The organism is Thalassotalea hakodatensis (assembly GCF_030295995.1).
GTDB lineage: Bacteria > Pseudomonadota > Gammaproteobacteria > Enterobacterales > Alteromonadaceae > Thalassotalea_C > Thalassotalea_C hakodatensis.
This window is the reverse complement of sequence record NZ_AP027365.1, coordinates 1,689,823-1,714,307: the sequence shown is the minus strand read 5'-3', so window position 1 is coordinate 1,714,307 and position 24,485 is coordinate 1,689,823. Positions and strand designations below refer to the sequence as shown.

The 24,485-nt window shown below is 38.7% G+C and carries 16 protein-coding genes; 7 read left to right on the top strand and 9 right to left on the bottom strand.

What is annotated here, in order from left to right; genetic code table 11:
• Positions 1–125: 125 nt before the first annotated feature.
• The 4 genes from QUE72_RS07490 to QUE72_RS07475 all read left to right on the top strand — a co-directional run bounded on the left by QUE72_RS07490 (position 126) and on the right by QUE72_RS07475 (position 3,045).
• Positions 126–878, top strand: coding sequence for an electron transfer flavoprotein subunit beta/FixA family protein (locus tag QUE72_RS07490; RefSeq protein ID WP_074496607.1), 753 nt, complete (start codon positions 126–128; stop codon positions 876–878).
• The gene (locus QUE72_RS07485) at positions 875–1,801 is read left to right on the top strand and encodes an electron transfer flavoprotein subunit alpha/FixB family protein (protein WP_074496608.1); all 927 of its coding nucleotides are present in this window, start codon (positions 875–877) and stop codon (positions 1,799–1,801) included. Before QUE72_RS07490 ends, QUE72_RS07485 begins: the two co-directional genes overlap by 4 nt.
• 98 nt (positions 1,802–1,899) lie before the next feature.
• Positions 1,900–2,229, top strand: a complete 330-nt coding sequence (locus QUE72_RS07480) for an SUI1 family translation initiation factor (protein WP_286272495.1) — start codon at positions 1,900–1,902, stop codon at positions 2,227–2,229.
• 18 nt (positions 2,230–2,247) lie between these two features.
• The gene (locus QUE72_RS07475) at positions 2,248–3,045 is read left to right on the top strand and encodes a response regulator (RefSeq protein ID WP_074496609.1); all 798 of its coding nucleotides are present in this window, start codon (positions 2,248–2,250) and stop codon (positions 3,043–3,045) included.
• 155 nt (positions 3,046–3,200) lie between these two features.
• Here the strand turns inward: QUE72_RS07475 and QUE72_RS07470 are convergent, their stop codons facing one another.
• Both QUE72_RS07470 and QUE72_RS07465 read right to left on the bottom strand, forming a co-directional pair.
• Positions 3,201–4,379 (bottom strand): IS4 family transposase, encoded by a 1,179-nt coding sequence (locus QUE72_RS07470; protein ID WP_286269174.1) that lies wholly within the window; start codon positions 4,377–4,379, stop codon positions 3,201–3,203.
• A gap of 136 nt (positions 4,380–4,515) precedes the next feature.
• Positions 4,516–6,033 carry a sigma 54-interacting transcriptional regulator gene (locus QUE72_RS07465; protein WP_286272492.1) on the bottom strand — a complete coding sequence of 506 codons (1,518 nt, stop codon included), beginning with the start codon at positions 6,031–6,033 and terminating at the stop codon, positions 4,516–4,518.
• Positions 6,034–6,284: 251 nt separating this feature from the next.
• On the opposite strand from QUE72_RS07465, the gene megL reads away from it, so the two are divergent.
• Positions 6,285–7,487: a methionine gamma-lyase gene (gene megL, locus QUE72_RS07460; RefSeq protein WP_407704970.1), complete on the top strand. Its 1,203-nt coding sequence runs from the start codon at positions 6,285–6,287 to the stop codon at positions 7,485–7,487.
• Between the two features lie 84 nt (positions 7,488–7,571).
• Here megL and QUE72_RS07455 read toward each other — a convergent pair whose 3' ends face one another.
• From QUE72_RS07455 to QUE72_RS07440, 4 genes are all read right to left on the bottom strand, one after another.
• Positions 7,572–8,435 (bottom strand): endonuclease/exonuclease/phosphatase family protein, encoded by an 864-nt coding sequence (locus QUE72_RS07455; RefSeq protein ID WP_286272489.1) that lies wholly within the window; start codon positions 8,433–8,435, stop codon positions 7,572–7,574.
• Positions 8,436–8,531: 96 nt separating this feature from the next.
• The gene (locus QUE72_RS07450) at positions 8,532–9,887 is read right to left on the bottom strand and encodes a DUF3472 domain-containing protein (RefSeq protein WP_286272488.1); all 1,356 of its coding nucleotides are present in this window, start codon (positions 9,885–9,887) and stop codon (positions 8,532–8,534) included.
• Positions 9,888–9,956: 69 nt separating this feature from the next.
• The gene (locus tag QUE72_RS07445; RefSeq protein ID WP_286272487.1) at positions 9,957–12,887 is read right to left on the bottom strand and encodes a discoidin domain-containing protein; all 2,931 of its coding nucleotides are present in this window, start codon (positions 12,885–12,887) and stop codon (positions 9,957–9,959) included.
• 92 nt (positions 12,888–12,979) lie between these two features.
• Positions 12,980–15,841 (bottom strand): TonB-dependent receptor, encoded by a 2,862-nt coding sequence (locus tag QUE72_RS07440; protein WP_286272486.1) that lies wholly within the window; start codon positions 15,839–15,841, stop codon positions 12,980–12,982.
• 278 nt (positions 15,842–16,119) lie between these two features.
• On the opposite strand from QUE72_RS07440, the gene agaR reads away from it, so the two are divergent.
• Positions 16,120–16,887 carry a transcriptional repressor AgaR gene (agaR, locus tag QUE72_RS07435; RefSeq protein WP_286272485.1) on the top strand — a complete coding sequence of 256 codons (768 nt, stop codon included), beginning with the start codon at positions 16,120–16,122 and terminating at the stop codon, positions 16,885–16,887.
• On the opposite strand, the gene zapE is transcribed toward agaR, so the two are convergent.
• Positions 16,878–18,104, bottom strand: coding sequence for a cell division protein ZapE (gene zapE / locus QUE72_RS07430; protein WP_286272484.1), 1,227 nt, complete (start codon positions 18,102–18,104; stop codon positions 16,878–16,880). The two genes, agaR and zapE, sit on opposite strands and share 10 nt — an antisense overlap.
• A 442-nt stretch (positions 18,105–18,546) precedes the next feature.
• On the opposite strand from zapE, the gene QUE72_RS07425 reads away from it, so the two are divergent.
• On the top strand, positions 18,547–21,528 hold the full coding sequence (locus QUE72_RS07425) for a TonB-dependent receptor (protein WP_286272483.1): 2,982 nt from the start codon (positions 18,547–18,549) through the stop codon (positions 21,526–21,528).
• 534 nt (positions 21,529–22,062) lie between these two features.
• Here QUE72_RS07425 and QUE72_RS07420 read toward each other — a convergent pair.
• A complete protein-coding gene (locus QUE72_RS07420) occupies positions 22,063–23,142 on the bottom strand; it encodes an endonuclease/exonuclease/phosphatase family protein (RefSeq protein WP_286272482.1) in 1,080 nt (359 codons plus the stop codon).
• A gap of 33 nt (positions 23,143–23,175) precedes the next feature.
• Positions 23,176–24,447 (bottom strand): DUF2254 domain-containing protein, encoded by a 1,272-nt coding sequence (locus QUE72_RS07415; protein ID WP_286272480.1) that lies wholly within the window; start codon positions 24,445–24,447, stop codon positions 23,176–23,178.
• Positions 24,448–24,485: the final 38 nt, after the last annotated feature.

Genomic DNA, 24,485 nt, shown 5'->3' with positions numbered 1-24,485 from the left:
TTTACGTTGACGTTCACGTAACCCTAAAGTAGCCTTTGAACAAATTCAAGTTAAGTTATTACTAGTCTAGTTCTTTTCTATAAAAACTGGGCACTAAATTACAACAAGCACAATTAGAGGCAACGATGAAAGTATTAGTTCCGATAAAACGTGTCATCGATTATAACGTTAAAGTACGTGTAAAAGCTGACAACTCAGATGTTGATCTTGCTAATGTTAAAATGGCAATCAACCCTTTCTGTGAAATTGCAGTAGAAGAAGCAGTAAGACTCAAAGAAGCAGGTACAGCAACTGAAATTATCGCGATTTCAATTGGTGATAAATCTTGTCAAGAACAGTTACGTACTGCCCTAGCTTTAGGTGCTGACCGTGCTATTCAAATAAATACAGATGAAAAGCTAGATTCATTACATGTCGCCAAGCTTTTGCAAAAAGTTGTTGAAGAAGAGCAACCACAATTGGTTATTCTTGGAAAACAATCAATCGATTCAGACAACAACCAAACAGGACAAATGCTTGCAGCATTAACTGGCCTTCCACAAGGTACTTTCGCCTCTGAAGTAAAAATAGACGGCGATAAAGTTAACGTAACACGTGAAGTAGATGGTGGTTTGCAGACAGTTGCTCTTAACCTTCCTGCTATCGTGACGACTGATTTACGTTTAAACGAGCCACGTTATGCCTCATTACCAAACATTATGAAAGCAAAACGTAAGCCATTAGATGTTAAAGAAGCATCAGAATTCGGCTTAGACTTAACACCTCGTACAACCTTAATAAAAGTAACACCGCCAGCGGAACGTCAAGCGGGTATTGTTGTTGAAACAGTAGATGAGTTAGTCGATAAATTGAAAAACGAAGCTAAGGTGATCGCATGAGCATTTTAATCTATGTAGAACACGATAATAACGAATTAAAAGCCGACACGCTTAAAACAGTATCAGCTGCTCAAGCAATTGGTGGTGATATTCATTTACTTGTTGCAGGTCATAATTGTTCAGCGGTTGCAGAGCAGGCTGCAAAAGTAAATGGTGTAACAAAAGTATTGATTGCTGACAATGCAGCTTACGAAAACCAGTTAGCAGAAAACGTAAGTTTATTAGTAACTGAACTGGCTGCCGATTATAACGTGATCATGGCAACAGCCCTAACAACAGGTAAAAACTTTATGCCACGTGTTGCGGCATTGTTAGATGTAGCACAGATTTCAGACATCATCGGTGTTGAATCTGCTGATACTTTTGTGCGTCCAATTTATGCAGGCAACGCAATAGCAACGGTACAGAGCTTAGACAGTAAGAAAGTGATCACTGTACGTGCTACAGCTTTTGATGCGGTAGCAACCGACGGTAACGCAGACGTTGTTAACCTTTCACAGGCAACTGACGCGGGTACTTCATCACACGTGAATGATGAATTTACTGAATCAGAGCGCCCTGACTTAGGCGCAGCAAACGTTGTTATTTCAGGCGGTCGCGGTATGCAAAATGGTGATAACTTCACATTATTAGAAGGTATTGCAGATAAACTAGGTGCCGCAATTGGTGCCTCTCGTGCAGCTGTTGATGCTGGCTTTGTACCTAACGATATGCAAGTAGGTCAAACAGGTAAAATTGTTGCGCCTGACTTATATATTGCGGTTGGTATTTCTGGTGCTATCCAGCATTTAGCCGGCATGAAAGATTCTAAAATTATCGTTGCCATTAACAAAGATGCCGAAGCGCCTATATTTCAAGTTGCAGATTACGGTATTGTTGCTGACTTATTCGACGTATTACCCGAGCTTGAAAGCAAACTATAAACCGACTTATACGGTAATAAAATAACAAAACCAGTCGAAAGACTGGTTTTTTTTATGCGTAAAGATATAATGCCGAAAACTTACGAAGGGCTTATCATATGTCTTGGCAAGATCAGTTATCGCAACTCGTTTACTCAACTGACGAAGGTAGAATTGAACCTGAAAAGGTTGAACAAGTCAGCCCATCTGATGGTACAGCTAAAGTTAGGCGAGAAACAAAAGGCAGAAAAGGTAAAGGTGTTATTGTTATTTCTGGCTTGGGGCTTGATCAAAAAGCACTAAAAAACTTAGCAAGTACGTTAAAGAAAAAAGCCGGCACCGGCGGGAGTGTTGTCGATGAAACCATCGAAATTCAAGGCGACAAAAGAGATGTGATCAAAGCTGAATTAGAAAAAGCAGGTTACAAGGTTAAATTTACCGGCGGCTAAGAGCGCTAGAGAGAAGATATGACAAATATACAACCAAGTGAACTATCTATTTTGCTCGTTGAGCCATCTGATACGCAAAGTAAAATAATCATTAATCGATTAAAACAGCAGAACATAACTGAAATTACCTTAGCAAAAACCTTTGATGATGCATTACAGCAAATAACACGTTATCACTTTGATTTAATTGCCAGTGCTATGTACTTTGATAAAGGTACAGCACTTGATTTACTAAGCCATGTAAAAACATCTGATAAGTGTCAAGACTCAGCGTTTATGTTAGTGTCAAGTGAATATAAACGTGAAAGCCTTGAAGAGTTTAAACAATCAGGTGTTGTCGCAATATTGCCAAAACCCTTTACACCTGAAAACCTACACGCCGCCATTAACAATACCATTGATTTAATTTCACCTGATGAAATGGAACTCGATTACTTCGACGTGCATGAAATTCGTGTATTACTTGTTGACGACAGCATGCTTGCTCGCAATCATATAAAACGTGTGTTGAATAATTTGGGTTTGTTAAAAGTTACAGAAGCAAAAGACGGCAGTGAAGCAATAGAAATACTAAACGAAAACATGTTCGATTTAATTGTTACTGACTTTAATATGCCTGAAGTTGACGGACGCCAGTTAACTAAATATGTACGAGAGCAAAGCCAACAATCGCATATACCTATTCTAATGGTAACCAGTGAAAGTAAAGATACTCACTTAGCAAATATTGAACAAGATGGCGTTAATGCCTTGTGCGACAAACCCTTTGAACCTAAATTTGTTAAACAAATTTTATATACCCTATTAGAGCATTAATTAGGGTCTGTTGATCTTTCGCGTTTATTTTTGCAGCAGTTTATGGGTCTTTAGACAAGACATTGCGATTAATGTGTGGTTATTCCACATGAGAAAACAATAACGACGTATAAATGACAAAAAACGCTGCCCTTTGGGCTGACGGATCCCCATTTTTATATAACTGAACATATTTGATAATAAGCTAAAAAGTTTTCTCGACTTTTCTGTAGATAGTGATTTTTAATTTTGTGGAGTCTATGCCGAATTACTTGCTTCGCCAATGTAAGAAACGATAGAACTCTGCGGTGTTTTATCGTATTAGCCTGAAACATTATTTGCCAATTGCGCTGCTCCGCTTCAAAGCCAACAAACCAAAGTAATAGACTAGCTAAACATGCAATTAAGCACAAGGCACTCATTCGCCTTACGCCTTGTGTTTTACTAAACCGCCACGAAAAGCCATATTGTTGGCTTTTGTCATCGCGAAAGTTTTGCTCAATTTGCATCCTTTTACTGTACAACTTAATTACTTGATCACTAGTGAGTGTATTATCTGATGTTGCGAGTAACCATGGCTCATGAGCATGCCGTCGATACATGCGAGTATCTTTAGTAAAACGGCTATTCCCTTTTCGTCCTTTGTATTTTCCTTTGTACAAATGGAGAAATGCATCACATGCTGTTGGACTGTGTTGAGTAACCCTCGCTTTGCCAAGTCGAGTTGGTTGACAGCTCGCTCCCTGATGAAAGGCAGGGAGTTTTTCCCAAGTATTTTTACCTTCTAACTTACATGTCATCGTGCCTCTGAGACGGCCAATAAAGTGCCATCCTAATGAACGGACTTTAGTATACCAAGGAGTAAGAAAACCACCATCTGACAAAATATAAACGGACCGGTGTTCACCAATAACTTGAAGGAGGTTGTCTAAAAATCTGGCATTGGTTTCTGGCGTATCAAAATCTTTTAATTCAACAACCATGTTGTAAAGCACTAAAGAACGACCATCAACGAGTAAACTCGCTCTAAGCAGGTGGTAATCTGAACGACAACAACCACTCCAGTCCACTGCAATGGCTAAATAAGGCAAGTTGCTAATGATTGGTTTGGCCAACGAAGCGTATATTTCAACTTGTTGGTTAAACAAATGCTCGTTATTAAGAAAACGATCAACCCTTTTTATTTTATGCTTAATGTTCGCACGCCCAGCTAAGTAACGCCCCAAACTTGTTAAGGTTAATCTATCAGACGCTATAAGTGCTTCAGAGCATGCTTTAAGTGTCTTCATTCTCGCTTGATTGAAATTCGATAAGGACTTATCAAAGAAGTTATGGCAAAGTAAGGATTCAGGCATAGCATTTTACTCTTATTTTTGTTTTGGCGAACTAATAAGATCATAAAATGTTGTGCCTGTCATTTTTTGGGGATTCGTCAGCCCTTTGGGTTCGAACAAAATTTAATCTCAAAAGATCAACAGACCCTAATAGGGTTTATCCTATGTGATAAGCCCTAAGCTTCATTGCTATTTTATTATGCGACACATTTAAACGTGCAGCTAGCTTTCGAGTTGTAGGGTAATGTGGGTAAAGTTGCGTTAGCAGACTTTTTTCAAACTCAGCTTGCGCAGAAGCCCAGTCTTGCACATGTAACGTTTCTAATTGACCGTCGTTTTTTTGCTGGCCAAAAAGTACTTGTTGCACTTGTTCAGTATCTATTACATCGCCATCAGATAGTGCAACTAATCTAAAAATCGTATTTTCCAATTGCCTTATATTACCCGGCCAGTGATAACCACGAAGCAATTCAAGAGCAGCTGCAGTTATATCAACACCTTGTTGGTTAATTTGTTGAGATGCTAAAGACAAAAAGTAATTAACCAGTAATTCAATATCAGACTGCCGTTGTGCAAGTGTCGGTAATTCAACTTTTAATACATTTAGTCGATAAAATAAATCTTCTCGAAACTCCCCTTGTATAAACAATTCATCAAAGTCTTGATGGCTAGCACTAATAATTTTTACATCCGCTTTAAATTCTTTGGTGCCACCTACTTTGCGATAACGAAAGTCCTGTAAAAACCGTAAGAGTTTGGCTTGCAAATAAGGTGACATTTCAGCGATTTCATCTAAAAATAATGTGCCACCATTTGCTAACTCAAAAAGGCCTGGTTTGCCGCCTTTGTTCGCCCCTGTGAATGCCCCAGAGGTATAACCAAATAATTCACTTTCAAGCAGTTGCTCAGGAATAGCCGCACAGTTAATCGTTAAAAAAGGTTTATCTTTTCGCGGGCCTAATTGATGTAATGCTTGAGCCACCAATTCTTTACCAGTGCCTGTTTTACCTACGATTAACACTGGTAAATCTAGGGTAGCAAAACGCGAGATCTGAGATTTTACTAAGTTAATTTGTTCAGACTCTCCGATCATGGCTTGCAGCGCGTTATCTTTAGATGATTGCACTAAGGATAACTGACGCCCCACTTTTTCAACTGATTTTAAATAGATAACCGCTCCAGTGACAGTATTCGCGCTCATCACTGGATTAATGTCTGCAATAAAAGGTTCACCAAAAAAAGTGACCGTCATACTTAATTCATGAGGTTGTATTAGTGCATCTATCGAGGCATCAATCACATCGTCAATATGGCTATGGACTAAATCCACGCTACTTCGCTTTGCAATAGCTTTCGCGGCTTGATTAGAGGCTAAAATCATTCCTGTGCTACTAATATCTAAAATAGGATCCGTTATTTTTGCCAACAACGCCTGTACATGCTTTTCACGCACTTCAGACGGCATCTCATTAATTTCAATGCACTGTTTTATGCCGTCAACAGGCATTAACAAACGTTTAACCCGTGAAAGGGTCGCCTCTATAGCATCAATATGAACAAAAGTATTTTGGCTTTGTACTTCAATACTTTTTACGTTCCAGTCATGGGAAGCAAACGTGGCTAATATTTCTTGGCTAATACCTACTCTGTCTGCAGATTCAATACAAATTTTCATGTAATAATTTTGATACTTAGTAATAATTTAATGACAACATTATAGTATTTAATTTTCAAGTATTTAGTGATTAAAAGCCTTATTAATTTCATTTAAAAACCAAACTGTAATAAATACATTACAAAAATAATTACTCTACTTTTACATAAAAACATTAAGCTATTGTTTTATATGTCATTTCTCGTTATGGCGTGAATATTGATACCAAATTCATTAACGAACGTATTCCGATATCACATGAGAAAACTATGATTAAAAGCAAATTTATCGAAACACAAGTTGTGCACGGCGGCAAAATAAAAGACGAACAGTTTGGCTCGTTAGCGTCTCCTTTATATCAAACATCAACCTTTACCTTCGACAGTGCAGAACAAGGGGCACAGCGGTTTGCGGGAGAAGCTGAGGGATATATGTACACGCGTTTAGGTAACCCTACTACGCGTGAACTTGAACAACGCATGGCACAATTAGAAGGTACCGAAGATGCAGCCGCAACAGCAACAGGAATGGCTGCAGTGTCTGCGGCCTTATTAACTAATTTAACAGCGGGCGATCACTTGATTGCATCAAAAGCAATTTATGGCTGCTCATATGCCTTAATGAATCACATGTTAACGCGCTTCGGCATCGAAGTGAGTTTTGTTGATATGAGCGAAGCAGAAAATATCAACGCTGCTATTCAAGATAATACTAAAGTTATCTTCCTAGAGTCTCCTATTAATCCGAACCTACAGGTACTTGATTTAGAATCTATTTTATCGATAGCAAAAAAGCATCACTTAATTTCTATCGTTGATAACACTTTTCTAACGCCCGTACTTCAAAAACCTATTCGATTTGGAGCAGATATTATTGTACATAGCGCAACAAAGTATTTAAACGGCCATGGCGATGTAGTTGCAGGTATTATATGTGGTCGCACAGAAATGATTAACGAGATAAAGCTAACGGCACTAAAAGATATTGGCGGTACCATGAGCCCTCATGATGCATGGTTGATCATACGTGGTTTAAAAACCTTGCCTATTCGAATTGAAAGACATTGCCAAAATGCACAGTTAGTTGCTGAATTCTTAGAAAGCCACCCTGCGGTAGATACCGTATATTACCCAGGACTACCCTCGCATCAAGGCCACCAGTACATAGGTAAACAAATGAAGGCTGCTGGTGGCGTTATCGGTTTTGAGCTCAAATGTGACGTAACAGGTGGTGCCGAATTTATTAATCGTATGCAGTTATTTTCCATCGCCGTCAGTTTAGGTGATGCTGAATCTTTAATTCAACACCCAGCATCAATGACACATTCTCCTTATAGCGATGAAGAGCGCGCTAAAGCAGGTATTAGTGACGGCTTAATAAGAATCTCCGTTGGCCTAGAGAATGTGACCGACATCATTTCCGACCTTAAACAGTCGTTAGATCAGGTTAGGCTTAACACGACAAAAGTGGCTTAGACAAAACAGTATTTTTAGCAACTCACATGCAGCCATTAATGTTCAATAGATAAAGCTCGACGTTAAACGTCGAGCTTTGGTTTATCAATAAGCCGTATTAATTTGTTTTTGAGTGACAAGTATTGATGAAAGGACCGCTGCATGATCCGAAAAAATATGCTGTTCAAAAACAAAGCTCTCTAATAACGAAAGAGAAGTCGTCTGGCCACTCCTAACCGCAATAAAATCAATTTCAACAATAGACTTTCCCCCCTCATTTGGGCCTAAGAACGTTGAAGTATTATTCACGATAAATGAAAATCCGGCATCTTTAAACAGTGCTATGGTACGTGAGTCAGGGTAATCATTAAAATCACCTGCTAAAACAATTGGTAACTTTATATCTAATTGCGAAAGTAATTGCGTTGCTTGTTCAAAACGCGCTCTGTCATTCGTCGGCCAATCAAAATGAACGGGTACAAAAATCAGCGGCTGGGTTTCAACGTTAACGGTCAACAAAGGAAAGCTTCTAGGCTCTAAGCCATTGGGTAATGTTATCGACTTACTTTTCAAAATTGGCATTTTACTGAATGCAGCAATGCCATATTGACCGCCATCAAAAATCATAAATGGTTGAAACAAACCATTTAATGATAACGAATTGGCAAAATATTTTGTTTGGTTTGCGCCATTAACACGCTTGGTTTCTTGGTCAATTTCCTGTAGTGCCAACAAGTCAACATTATGTTGTTTTATAAACGCCGCTTGTTTTGCAATACTTATATCACCATGTAAATCAGTACCATGCCTTACGTTATAGGTCATTACTTTCAATAGCGTTGATTTAAATGGCGCTGTTTTAGCTGCGGTTACAAACGCCGAGCTAAAAATAGAACAAACAAAAACTACGGTAATAAGGCAAACTTTACTCATGCCATAGCTATTACAATTAAATAAAATTTTGGTCATATTAAGTAGACTTCAGCAACATTTAACGCTTAAAAAAGCTTAGGTTAAGCAATATTACTCAACCTAAGCTAACCCAACACCAACGGGTACTAAGCACTAAGGAAGTTGTTCCAAATTTATAGGTGGTAATTGTGTACTTTTGCGTGTAAACGGTGTTTTATATGCAGTATGTTCGGAGAAAAAACCCGTGTTTTTCAAATAAAAACCGTCACCTTGAATGCCGCCTTGGTAATCAACACGCGCTTCTTTTCTTGCCGTTGCATCATAAGTAAATTTTGCGTGTAGCATAGGCTCCCATGCTTTATCACTTGATTTCACCCATTGATTGCCATATTTAGCCATACGTTCGAATTGACCTGCACCTGGTATAAAGTTCTCTAAAAAAGAGTATGGTGATGCTAAATAAGTTGTCGTTTTGGGTCTTCTAAAGCTAGCAATAAGATGCCATTCTTTTATTTGAGGGTCATAAAAATAGGCAGTGAAATCTGTTTTATTTTCCTCGGGCCTTGGTTGATAACGAGTTAAAAAACCATAGGTAACCCCTGTTTTCCAAGGATATTTTACATAACTTTGACCACCAGAGCCTTCGTTACCAAACTTTCCTGTATAAACATCATCGCCTTTTTTTAACAACTTTATTTTGTATTCTTCTGGGATAGTCGTTGGATCATCTGTTTGATATGGACTCCAAATAGAAAACAAAACTCTGCGTTCAGTTTCAGAATTAACTTGTATACCGAAATAGCCACCATTAAAGCCATTTGCCATATAATAAGAACCTAGCGTGTCTTGCCCTTTAGGCACGGTGATCTCACTATAAAACCATTCATAGCTGCCGTCTTCATCTGGTAATTGATATTGCAAATGCACTGATGGCCCTCTTCGCCCCCAGTAAAAATCATCTTTGACATAATAATTACTACCGGCGGTTGCTTCACCGCCAATCAACAGTTGCGAAATAGTAGGGTAATACTCGCTAGAGGTTTCAATACCTGTAATTATAACTTTCTGGTAGCCTGGTTTTACTACCTCAAATTGTCCAATAGGAATAATCTTTTCAATGCTATTGGACAACAAAATACGTTTTTTCTGATCATTGAGCTCAACCAAAATCGTCGATGTACCAGCTAATGTTTTGGCTTTAAGCCCTAAATTAACTTTACCCACTTTACTAACATAAAAGTAAGTAGATAATTGGTGTTGCTCACTTTGCCACTGCGTTATCCCTTCTTTGGTGATCAACGTATCGGATGCTTCTATATCGTTTTCAATCCAACTATTACCGGCAATAGGCACTTCAATGGTAAGATCGTCAGTAGTTAAAACCACTGCCTGGTTTGCAGTTTTTTCAGTCTTGTTTGTGCTAGAACCACATGCACCAAGCATACCAAGACACACCATACCTACTACACAATATTTTACGTGTTGATACACCGATTTCATTTTCATCATGTTCTTTACTCTAAATAAAAAAGGAAGAAGGCTTTACTCTTCTTCCTTTTAACACTCATCGTTAACTAATTATGGGTTAACACGAATACCAAACTCAACTGCGGCAGCAAAGTTATTGCCATTTTTCTCACTTAATGCAACAAACTTAATATAACGGCCTGTTGTTGCATCAAACGCTGCAACTTCAGTGTTACCATTACCTTTCCAAGTGCCCGTTGCAACAGCATTACCCCAGTCGCTATTATTGTCGCTCACATAAACTTCATAACCGGCAACCGTACCGTTTCCGCCACCAGCTCTAGGCGTATAGTTAAATTGAACAACATTTTTAGCTTCGCCTAAATCAATAATGACTTCATGAGGGAACCCAGGAATACCACTCCATGGGGTATGCCAATGATTAGCATCAAATGATCCGTCAAAGGCATAAGATAGTTCATTACCAGGTTGTGCCCCTGAGCTAGTAGAATAACTTAATGTGCTGTTATCCACTTTCTCAGACATATTAACACCTACATTAAATTCAGAGGCTGCAGCCCATGCACCATCACCTTGTTCAGCAAGTGCTACAAACTTAACAAAACGCCCGGGTTTATCAGTAAAGGTTACGGTTTTAACATCAGCACTATTTTCCCACGTACCTTGTGCTACCGGCTCGCCTAAGCTATCAGCACTATCGCCAACGTAAATCTCATACTCAACCACTGTTCCATTACCGCCACCGGTGCGCGGTGTATAATCAAAACGGTTAACTTCGTACATCTCACCAAGGTCAATCAACACTTCATGAGGATAAGCAGGAACGCCGCTCCACGGTGTATGCCAATGTCCAGCATCGCCAGTTAAGCCATCAAGTGCAAAAGACAATTCATGACCTGGTTGCGCCCCTGACGGACTAGTAGCAGTTAAACCAGCATTATCGAGTAACGTTGAATTCACAGGAATATTAACATGATTACCATCGCCAGTATCTCCGCCACCAGAGCAAACACCACCATCCTCAACTTCAGTTTCTGTTTCGTCTTCACCACCTTCTGCTAGCGGATCTGAACCATCATCAAAACCAAATTTAATTTCTGCAGCTGATGCCCATTCACTGCCGCCACGTTCTTCTGTAGCAACAAATTTAACAAAACGACCTGTTACAGCTTCAGCAAACCACTCAATTTTCTCATCCGTGTTATCTTCCCATGTACCAACAATTTGTGGTTCCGCTGGATAGACATCAGGATCATCAGAAATATAGAGTTCATAACCAACAATTGTACCGTTTACACCACCATCTTGACGCGGTAAATACCGAATACGATTTACATCATAAGTATCCCCTAAATCAATGGTAATAGTATGAGGGTAAGTCGGTGCACCATCGCCCCAATTTGTATGCCAAATAGTTGCTTCATTACCATCAAATGCATTGCCAAGCCCATTACCTGAACCTGTTGCTGACTCTGAGCTAACAATATAGTTTGAACCACTGATCCAACCAGGTTCACCATCTTGCGTGGTTGATAATGCTAAACATGACACATCAGTTCTTGCAGTAACAAGTACATAATATGGCGTTTCTTCACGTACATTAACGGGTAAACGACATGATTCAATGCTACTTCCAGAGAAGCCTACACAGTCATAATCTGTTGTGGTAGGCATGCTATTTTCCATCACGTAGATATCAGCATCACCTTCATCACCCGCTAGTTTTACTGTCATCGATTTAGACGCATCTAAACCCATCACTTGATATAACTTTGACTCACCGGCAGCGATAGATTCAATCACTGTTGCTTCATTGCGCTCAAGTAAATGCGCTTCTGTAGCGACAGCAATCGTATCATTTACTTCAATTTGTCCTTGATTTGCAGTCGCTTTAAACGTGCTTGTTTTACCAAATATATTTTCAATTTCAAGCGTGATTTCGTCATCAACATCAATAAGGTCGAACATTGCACTTCTTGCTTGAGGATCAGTACCTTCTGCAACCACTTTACCTTTAACTAATACACGATAAGATAATTGTGGCACTTCCGTGGTGGCTAGTTGCCAATCAATACCCGTAGTTGTCACAGTCGATAATGTGATACTAGTAGGAGCATCATCTGGCGCTGCTAATAAATAAGGTCTTGATAGTTCACCTTCTGGCTCAAAAGCATCTTCATCTTCAGCGGGGCCCGCGGTACCACCCGTTGTCATGCGGTAATAATCTGCGTTTGATGCAATATCGAAGTTTTCATTATAAGCGGCAGTAGCTTCTTCTTGCACAACATTATAATCCGCATTTGTGAAGGCTTTCCAACCGCCATCCATGCCACGTTTACGACCATTATTAAATAGTGCAGTACGCGTGTTATTACCGGTACCTAACCAATCTTCAACAAATGAGCCAGTTTCTGTACTAAAGACAACCCATGGCATAGGAAAATCCATGGTCACTAAATGTGTCCATACGCCCGTTTCTTTATCTTGGGACCAAAAAGCAAAGTGCGTATGACCGTCATCACGCGTATGCCACACTTTAGTCGCTAAGGTGTACCATCTATCTGGCTCCCAACCTAATTGGAAGTTCCACGATTTAAGACCGGTGCCTTCACCACCAAACAATTCAACTTGCGTACCTTCACCCTGGTATTCAGCTGTAATAGGCTCGCCATTTGAGGGATCCCAAATTGAAAAGATAAAATTTCTACCATCCGGGTGATCTTGAATACCCGCATAACCACCTCCATCTAGACCGGCATTCCAGTTTAATACTGAATAATAGGTATAGGTTGTTAGACCATTTGATGGAATATACACATCTTGCATGATGGTATCGCCATTAAAATCATCACCAAAACGCAACCATGTTGAAGGCGCTCGGTCTGTTTCACCAGGTGGTATAACTACTGGTTTTTCAACAACAATATTTGTAACATTTTCGTCATCAGACGAACCGCAACCGGCAGTCGTAGCAAGTATGATCGCCGTTGATAATATGGATAACTTGTTTTTTAAATTCATCACTTTTTCCACGCTATTTTTTATAATTACAGCAAGTAATTGTTATGAATATTACGCATACTTGCTGGAGTTCTTGTCTCATTTATTGGAAATTAGAAACGATAATTAACACCTAGATTAAACAGGCGTCCTGAACGATACAGATAAGCGAGTTGCTCTTCGTTCTCGATATAGGCATAACCGCGTTCATTCGTTAGGTTATTTGCTGAAATATTGATATTAAGTTGCTCGGTTAGATCATAACTTGCACTAAAGTCCAGCTGACCATAATCGGCTTGCCACCTAACACCACCCCAGTCTTCTTCATTTGTTAAATATTTATCGCGCCAGTTATAGGCAAAACGTGCTTGAATTTTGTCTTTCTCATAGTAAATAACGGCGTTATAAGAATGTTTAGACATACCTTTGAACGGTAAGTCTCGTTCACGAAAATCAAATTCATCGTGACCTTCTTCTACTTCGTCATAACCAGAGTCAACAATGGTGTAGTTTAATTGAATACCTAAACCATCAAATGGCGCTGGTAAAATATCGGTAAAAGATTGTTGATAGGCAATTTCAACACCTTGAATTTTTCCGCCAGCATCACTGTTAATATGTGATTCAATCGTGAATTCTTCACCATCTATATCAATGGTGCCGTTTCTACCGTACGTAGAAAAGGTTTCGATATCTTTAACATAAAACGCAGTCGTTAATGCACCGTACTCGGAGAAATACCACTCTAATGCCAAGTCACCTTGCGTTGCACGTAATGGCTCCAAACCTGGGTTAGATGCATGATATTCGCGATCGTTAATATTAACGTAGCTCCATGCTTTTAAGTTACCAATGCTAGGACGCGTAATAACTTTTGACGCTGCCGCACGGAAAACCAACTCATCGGTTAGGTTTAATTTAAAGTTGAAACTTGGTAATACATCTTGATATGAATCTTCAAAATCAACAACTTCTTGATAGTTTTCAACCTCTTTCAAAAATTTGATGATTTCAGGGTTCTCATTGTCTGCTGCCACAAAATTCACTAATGCTGGGTTTAATGAAAATCCGGTACTGGTCACCTTGGTTTCAATTGCGCGTACACCAAGATTTAACACGTATGGAAAATCATAAATATCATCTTCAATGTTTATCGCAAGGTAAATAGCACTTGTTTGTTCAGATACATCATATGAATCATTTGGACGAGGCGTTGCTTTTATCAGCTGATTTGCAGCTTCTGGGCTAATACTTTCATAGAATGAGAATAATTTATCGTAATCAAACATTGGCCATGGCGTTGGGTGTTTACCTGGTTCACCACTCATAAAGCCATCAAAGTTACCTGCAATTACTGCATCACTTGGTAGTCTGAATAAGTCAAAACCGTTGATTTCCTCAGCCGAAGAAAAATCAATGTCCCATTCATCATACTCAGTTGAGTCTAAGATGGTACCTGCATTTGAGAATGCACTCGCATTTTTAGAAGCGTTTGCGATCGTGGTTTTTGTCTGCTTACCAATATTTATCCCAAAATCAACTGAGGCAATCCAGTGGATATTTGGTACCCATTTACCATCAACACGGAATTCACTCACTTTATCTTTAATACCCGTACCACTGTTGTAACTGTAGTGTGCCCCAAACGGCGAGCTTGAATCTAAATTAGGAGAAACAGTAACGTCAGGCAATAAATTACTGGTTGATGCATCAATCGACACTTCTTCGACAAAACCACGGGCTACAATATAACGGTTATGACCATTGTTTTCGTTTTCTGATTGAGAATGCGATAAATCGAAGTTTAGGGTTAATGAATCATTCACACTCCATTTACTGTTAACACCTACTTGATATGTTTCAGTAATTCTTGGACGAGATACGTTCAATAATTCCGCCATTGCACCACTGTTGTACATGGTCATTTTGTTGACTAAGCCATTATCAGCAAAACCAACGTCTTTCACGCCTGGAATACCTGGAGTCCAACTTTCATCATAGGTGACAAAAGAAATTTGTGATTCAGTACCATTTGTTTCGTATGAAGAATAGATACTGTCAAAATTTAATTCAAAATCATCGGTTGGCACCCACTGTAATGCTAAACTACCGCCGGTTCTTTCGCGAGTATCCTGCTTGTTACCATAACGAAGATAACCAGGGATAATTGAACCCCATTCATTATCAACGTATTTATCAAACTCACCATTACCATCCACATCTTGGCGAATAGTAAGCTCTGGATCTGTCACTGGATTATAAAAACCTTGGCCTTCATAACTGTCAATACGCAAGGTTCTTTCAGAATAAACTGCGGTAAATAACGCGCCAAATTTACCATCATCAAAGGTGTTGCTTACTAAAAATGATGCTTGAGGTGTGGTGTCTTTCGTTCTATCTTCATATATGCCCTTTGCAGAAGCAGACATAGTGAAACCATCAAAATCAAGCGGTCTACGGGTTTTAATATTGATGACTGAACCAATACCGCCTTCTTGTGTTTGCGCAACAGAAGACTTATAAACTTCAACGCCACCTAAGAGTTCAGCAGCAATCAAGTCGTAGTTAAAGTCACGGCTATTGTGCTCAGAAGCCATACGACGTCCGTTAATAGTAGTAACGTTATAATCACCACCTAAACCACGAACCGTAACGTTTTGTCCTTCACCTGCATTACGTGTAATGGTAATACCTGTAATACGCTGTAATGCTTCAGCAACGTTTTGATCCGGAAACTTACCAATATCTTCTGCAACAATGGCATCAACCACTTGAATAGAGTTTTGCTTTATAAATAAAGATTCTTTTATACTGCTCTTCATACCGCGAACTTCAATAACTTCGGTTTCTTTTTCTTTCGCGTTATCAGAAGTATCCACTTCCTGATCTGTTTCTTGAGCAACTGTGCAAACACTACTGACCCCCAATATGGAACCAATAAGTAAGCTCAGGTATTTTTTCTGGTGATTTGCCATGCTGTACCCTCTCTTATATCTCATGTTTAGTTGTAGTTATTATTTGTTTTACTTTTACCACGCTATATATATACACCTAATGAAACCCAAAAATCAACAATTAAAACCAACAAAACCTTTCACTTTTTATTTAAACAAGGCTAAATAAAAACAAAACATTCACAATTTAAACTTATAAATCATAACATTAAGTGATACGAAAGAGGTTTCACAGTTTTTTATTGTTGAAAGATTATGAAAGAAGATTATGATGTTCAAAACGTAGTAAGTTGGAAGTTATGATGAATACGATAGAAAGACGACATGATATTGTGCAAAAAACTCTCAAGCACGGACGAGTATCTGTAGATGATTTAGCTACTAACTATCAAGTATCAGAAGTCACCATTCGAGGCGATTTAAATTATTTAGATAAAAAGAGCTTAGTCAGTAGAACTCGTGGTGGTGCTGTGGCTAGCAAGGTAATTTCAAAAGAGCTTTCAATCAATGAAAAGCATTGTGCTCAAATTGATATTAAACGAAAACTAGCAGAGTTGGCTAGCCATCAAATTAAAGAAGGTGAAGCTATTATTTTAGATTCTGGCTCAACAATGGCTGAATTAGCGAACTGCTTGCATTCTTTTGATAGACTCGTTGTTATGACCAACGGCTTAAATGTTGCTCAAAACCTATTAAGTGCTTCTGGGGTAGAGGTGTTGATGACTGGCGGTGTACTAAGAAAAACGTCGTTATCTTTTTACGGTAGACAAGCAGAAGACAGTTTAGAGCGCTATCATTTTGACAAAGCGTTTCTCGGTGTAGATGGTATAGACTTTAATTCTGGAATTACGACCCATTTTGAATATGAAGCAATGATGAATCGTTTAATGCGTAAAGTTGCTAAAGAAGTGATCACCGTTGCTGACTCATCAAAGTTCAATCGCTCAGGCGTACACAAAATATGTGGTTTAGCTGACATAGATGTTTTGATCACTGATTCAGGCATACCTGATGCTTTTGCTCAAATGCTTGAAAGAAATGGCGTGAACCTTATTATTCATCCATAATGTTTTGTACTTAATTGTCGATATTCTAACGATGCCATTTCGATCAACCGGCTTTTAGCTCGTTCAAACTCAAACATTAACGTTCCACTATTATATAGTGCAGTTTGAGCGACATAACTGGTTAGTACAACATTTATTCTACGATCATAACATTCATCAATAAAAGCAATGAACCGTCTTACTGCATCATCCATAGGAGCTAAGCAAATTTCTCTGTCACCTGTTTTACTAGCTGAATTATCCATCGCTAAACCGTTGTCTTCAGTGCCTCTTGCTTTAATACGTTCATAAGGATCGCCACTTAATGGTGGGATATTTAATAATAGTATTGTGTCGAATTTCTTTGCTAATTCTACATAATCAAAATGACTACGTGGGCCTTGGCACAGTTGTGAAAAGTCAAAACAGATGCTGCGATTATTATCATTAGTGCTTTTAGCAATAAAGGGAATATTTCTACCTAAGATAGCTATTTCATTTGATGAGTTCTCTGCATCTATATCGCTAGCTGACGTTGAGAATATTAAATTAAATTCAGTTAACAAGCGTTGATGTAGTTTATTTTGTTCTTCAACATCATGGGGTAATTGAAAGTAAATTTTTTGGAAGGTTAGGCTACGATGCCGATGATCTTGTTTTCCATCAAGATGTACTATTTGCATGTAATGCTTTATGGCTGCAATTGCAGGAAGAAAGCATTCACGTTGTAAACCATTGCGATATAACTGTTCAGGAGCACAATTACTGGTCGTAACGATAACAATGCCAAACTCAAACATCGCTTTCATTAACCTGCCGAGTAACATTGCATCACCAATATCTGAAACATAAAACTCATCAAAACAGAGAACTCTAAATTGCTGACGGTATTGCTTAGCAATAAGTGTGAGTGGTTCTGGTTTACCGGTTAAACGTTGAAGTTGGTGATGAACGTCTTGCATAAAATGGTGAAAGTGATGCCTTCTGCAAATTTCAGCAGGTAAGCTTTGAACAAACAAGTCCATTAAAAATGTTTTGCCGCGCCCCACTTCACCCCACAAATAGAGACCTTTCACTTCAGCTGCTTTCTTTAACAAACCACGTTTATGCGGTGTTTGCTGTATTGTTTCATAGAGTTGTTGTAATAAAGAAATAGCCTGAGTCTGAGCAGGATCAGTATAAATTTTATTTTGACTAATTAATGAGTTGTATTGTCTTATGGGTGAATTATCTAACATTATTTATTGATTTTAGGGTTACGTATGTAGTCAAAAGATATTTTACGATTTGTTTTGAACTAATCTATCACTCGTTCCAGCTAACAGAAATACCTTTTATAGAATGACACCCAGCGAATATCAGTTAATAAAATGTAAACAAGAAAGGAACAAAATGTAACCAAAACAAATTTTTACCTTTTTACACAAATTATTACAACACTATTAATATTGAAAAATATGCAAAATGTACATATTTAAGAACGTATCGAGCTTTTTAAAGAGTATTAACACTTATTTATCAGCAACTTATAAAAACAACCAAGTTTTATTAATATTTTTTAGCGTTTTAGTAAAGCAACTTGAAAAAGAAGATTATTCGTGCATCATTAACGATGATACTGCATTTTGTAGTCTCAATAATTACATAAAAATTAATAATTTAAGTCCGGAGAGAAACAATATGAAATACACATTTAAAAGGTCATTAACAGCTATTGCTGTAGCGGCCACAATAGGGATGTCTGCAACGGCATACGCTGCATCAACTGGTGGTTTAAAAATCCATGTAACTGATGCAAATGGTCAATCTGTCGCGGGTGCTACGGTATCTGTACAAACTCCAGATAGTTTAACCAGTAGAGAAGCTGTAACAGACTCTGAAGGTTATGTAACATTGCGTGGCTTAGATGCTTCTAGTAAGTATACTGTGAGCATAAATGGTGCATCAATTCAGCCATTTGAAGCGAATAATGTAAGAGTGGTAACAGGTAAAAACTTAAACTTAAGTTACGCTGTAGGCGGGGCTTCAAGTGACATGGAAACTATCGTGGTATCAGGGCGCTCTACAGCGGCAATAGATACTACGTCAGCGACAACAGGTATGGATATCACACTCGATATGACAGAGTCTTTACCAACTGGTCGTTCATATCAAAGTTACTTACAATTAGCACCTGGGGTAAAACCAAGTGCAGGTGGTAACCCTTCATCAAAATCAGGGGTTAACTACTCTGATGTACCAGATGCCCGCTATGGTGGTGCAGGTACGTCTTCAGATAACGTTTATTATATTGATGGCGTAAATGTAACCGATAATGTTACAGGTACTCACGGCGGTGGTATTAACTCTGAAATTATACAGGAACAACAAGTTATTACCGGCGCTATACCGGCAAAATACGCTGGTGGTTCTGGCTTAGTGTCTCGAGTTGTAACAAAATCAGGCAGTAACGAGTTTCATGGTTCAATTAACTATTATTTACAAAATGATAGTTTAGTCAGTGATTATGAAAGCTCTACAAAAGCCGATAGCGCATTTTCTACTTTTGATACAGCCGTTACGTTAGGTGGCCCAATCATTAAAGATCAACTGTGGTTTTTTGCCTCATATCAATTAAAAAACCGTGAAGATGATGTGGTAGATCCATCAACAGGCCAATTTAGCCGTAATGTTGAACGAGATGATGAACTAGGCTTTGGTAAGTTAACGTGGCAACCAACAGATAATGACCGTTTAGTGCTAACTTACTTTAATGACCCATCCGATATCTCAGGTTCAAAAGATATTAGTACGCTGAATAACCGTGATCGCGCTCGTAAAACGGGTGGTGATAATATAAAAATTGATTATACCCATTATTGGGATGAATTAGTTATCAATGCCGGTTGGATGCGTCATGAGTCAGAACTTTCTGATATTGCCGCGGATAAATCAACCTTTAATGATGTTGCCTATCGCTCTATAAACCCTACGCAAAGTCAAACGGACCAAGGTGGCTTAGGGGCTGATACTTTAAGAGACCGTAACAAAGAAAATGTTTATATTAACTTCGAATACTATTTCGACACCGCTTTTGGTGAGCATACCATTGAAACAGGTTTCGAATGGGAAACAAACGAAAATATTACCAATTCTGTTTATACCGGTGACGGAGCACAATACAACTCGATTGGTACTGGTGATGCAGGTGCAACCTTAGGTGACTACGCAAACGGTAGTTGGACAGGTGAAAAAGCATTATCTTCTACGGATTATCAGCGTATTCAAGAAGCCATGGAAGGTAGTTCTGACTCAGCTTACTACTTAAACCTTCTTGATGCTAATAGTGATGGCAGTATTTCAGAAGATGAACTAGAAAGTTTAACTTTCGGTAGTACGTCGGGTAACCCGAATGATGCGGTAAACGTTTACCGTATTCAGCAAACTCAGCAAGCTGAATCTAAAATGGAAACCAAAGGCAAAATATTCTATTTTCAAGACAGTATCACCTATGAAGAATGGACAATTAATGCTGGTATTCGTGCTGAAGAATGGGAACACATTGCGTCAACTGGCGAAAGTATTTTCACATTTGATTGGGAAATTGCACCACGTTTAAGTGTTGTATATGACATTAATGGTGATGGCGACTCAAAAGTGTGGGCATTCGGTGGTCGATATTATGATCCAATTAGAACAGATATGACCTCATTCGCGGGTAACTTAACCGGTTCAGTACGTGAAGAGCAAATTTATGTACAAGACAGATGGTTAACCTACAGAACTCGTGGTGGTGTAAGTACGCAAGATGCGTTTTTCTCACCAACAACGAAAACACCTTACACTGATGAGTTTTTAATTGGTTACTCAACCAACTTATCTGAAGATACCAATATCTCAATTACTTATACCAACCGTAAAACAAGAGATATTATGGAAGACTATGATCTTAGTATCTACAGTGAAGACGGTTATATGGCAGGAACTGATTTTGAATTACCATATTCTTACTTCGGCTATGATGGTAACCCTGGTTCTAACTATGTTATTGGCACATTAGCAGGTGGTAAACGTGATTATGAAGGCGTTGAAGTGACCTTCAAAAAACTACGTACTGATAATTGGAACTTACTAGCATCGTATACCTATAATGATGCGAAAGGTAACTCTAACTCAGACGGAAACGCTGACTTCCAAGGTGATTGGGAAGTATTAGATCCTAGAGCACCAAATATGTATGGTAAGCAGCCTGGTAATATTGAGCATCAAGCAAAAGTATTAGGTACCTACTATTTTGAAAACGGTATTGAAGTAGGTGCAGTGTATAACTGGAACTCAGGTACACGTTACAGTAAGACCTTTGCTTTATATGGCCGTCACTTACCGCTTATGGAAGAAAATGCCTATGAATTTGGCGGTTGGAACACTGAATGGGTTCAAGACGGTGTTGTCGGCTCAGATGTAACGCCATCTTACGGTACCTTAGATATTCGAGTTAAGTATGTTCATGAATTTGACAACTACAAAGCCGAATTTTTCTTAGATATCTTTAACGCATTAGACGATCAAGCACCAATCAGAGTACAAGACTTAGCTGGTGGTGATGGTACGTTTTCTTATGGTGAAGAAATGGAGTGGGTTGAACCACGTCGTTTCTACCTAGGGGCACGTATTTCATTCTAATTGTTAAGCAAAATATAACTTGTTAGAAAAAGCCTATCAGTTCATGCTGATAGGCTTTTATTATTTATACATAGTTAACAAATAGTATGATAATTAGCTAAAGTTGCGTAAATAATAAACCTTATATAATCCATCGAGATAAAAAAATTGCTCTGAAATTAAAGCTAGTTTATTTCGGGCATTTAATACCAATTCGCATAAATATTCGGTCATTCAGCGAGAATTAAACGCTTTAGAGGCACGGCGTTGATTGCAGAGAATGGTTATTCAGGAGAACGTGCTCCTGCGTTCTCTAATAAGCTACATCCTTGTAGCGTCCTTGTTAAAATCAACAACACAGGCTATGAAGCGTTTAAACTCGACCTTTGGGAGCGTGTTAGAGGCGCGATAATTGCGCAAAACGTGTTTGATGTAGAACGACTATACCTGCACACGTTTCGCTTATTCTCCCACCTCTGACATCGCTCTGAACTGACTTAATCTTTATGCGAATTGGTATAAGAGCATAAAACACACGTTGTTCCATACAATTATTCAACTTGGTTTAGGTACATTTTCTTTACTTACACTTTCCTCATTAACAATTTCTTTTGATCTATTTAGATCATCAACATCTGGATCAATACCGCTCTGCTCTACTGCACGTTTAGGCATATATGTTAGTTTTGTTAACAAAGGAAAATGATCAGAGCCAAAAGCAGGTAAGCGTTTAATAAAGTTTAACGTAAAATGTTCGCTATGAAATAAGTGATCTAATGGCCAGCGCATAAAAAAATAATTTGCATGAAAAGTATTAAACATACCACGCCCTATTCGTGGATCTAACAAGCCACTAATTTTACGGAACAAGCGTGTGGTAGAAGACCAAGCAACATCGTTTAAATCACCGGTTACAATAACAGGCAAATCTCTTTCAATAACACTTCGAGCCACAACCACTAATTCAGCATCGCGCTCGGCTGATTCAGGATTTTCCGTCGGGCTTGGTGGCGCAGGATGAATAAAATGCATGCGTACCAACTCGCCTGAACGTAACTTTATTTTTGCATAAATCGAAGGTACGTCATCTTCCACTAAATAAGCTATTTCGTGCTCTAATATAGGTAACCTTGAATAAACGTGCATACCATATAGGTTATCCAATGGGCATTTAACCGCATATGACATATCACCTTCAACCGCATTGAGTTTATCTTCCCACCATTGGTCTGATTCCAATGTAACTAAGACATCAGGACAATGTTTTTCCACCATTTGAATCAATGAGTCAGCATTTCGATTAGAAGTAAGCACATTGGCAGTCATGATAATAATTTGATTATCAGCATTGCCCTTTTTGGCTTGTTTGACTTCTTTAGACCACAGACTTGTGTAAGGGATAATCCACCAAAGCTGCCAAATTAAACAAAAAGTTGAGATTGAAAGTAAAAGCCATGTTTGCAATGATTGTTTATCAAGAAATAGATAATCGGCAATTAACAAAACAGCAATTAAGATACCTAGTTGTAACCTCGGAAAGTCTAACCCTCGAATGATCCAATGCGGATGACGCGAAAGCGGGAGCAAAGTTAACAGAACGACTAATACGGTACAAATAGCTAATAGTAAAGACACAACTTAAACCTATATAATGTTAATAATTTTGTTTTACTCAACGTTATTTTCATTAGCAGCATCGTTAACTGCTGCTATATCTTCTTCAATATCAAGCGCATTATATGCTCTTTTTAACGCAAGTTTTTTATGGTATCTAGCTTGTTCACGGATACTTTCATTACTAAGCGATTCAAGCGAAGATAAGCCTTTTTGTAAACAAACACAGACTTCAACAGAGCTTGCGCCGTCACGCGCTATGGCCGTAAAAGCATCATTGAATAAATCAGACATCTTAATTTCAGGCACAAAAACACGATCAAAAACTAGATTACTATTTTCTGTTGATGGTTCATTGATTAAAGAAATCAAGCGCACCAAAGTACCAGTGACTTTGATGGCAGTACCTGGGTCGTTAACGGCAGGCGATAAAGCACGGGCAGCAATCTCTGATAATGCAATCACACCAAATCGAGGATCATCCTCAAAAGTACGATCATTGCCTATACTAAATGACTTAAAGAAGTCAGAGTAATCTACTTCAGCTAGTTCCGTTGAAGTAAAATCAACGTAGGCTAGCGGCTGTTCTGCAGATGTAAATGCCCCTGGCAGTACAGCAATTTCAACGTGCGCTTTAACCTTTTCAGCCCAACATTGAATTTTCGCCATATCAATAAGTTGAACATAGCCTATTTCCTCCGTAAAAACAGCCTCCCCTTTGCTTGTACTGTTGGAAATTGGTAAGCCGCCAAGGGTAGGTTTATCTCTTCGTCGTATTAACGCTGCTTTAGTCGCCTGTTCAACCTTATCAATGGTTGAGCCAACAAGACCTAATCGTGCAATACTGTCAACCCAACGGACAAAAGTGACAACAACCATCGCAAATACAATCATCGTCAAAACAAAAATAACGAAAAGACCTGCTTTATCATAAAAGGCGTTTTTTACCGCAGTAAGTGCCACTACACTAAAAATAAAGGCGCCAACAAATGTTGAAAGCGCATTTTGAGAAACATCATCAGCAAGCACAAGTTTGAAAGAACGAGGTGTAGCTGAATTACTCGCCGCAAAATATGCTGATACCATAGACGAAACCGAAAATGTAGCGATAACTAACATACTTGCAGACAATAGTGAAAGTAAAGTTTCTACCGAATCTTTTGTGACATCAGGAATGGAAACTTCAATAGGATAGCCATCAATAATTTTGGCAGCAAATACTAATGCAATAGAAAGCAAACATACCACTAAAGGGCGTACCCAAAGCTTTTCACCCAATCGATGTAACAGAAATCGAAGACGGTCTAACGAAACGATAGAATTCATACTGATACCTTATGTATTGCCTTGCAAATCAATGGGGC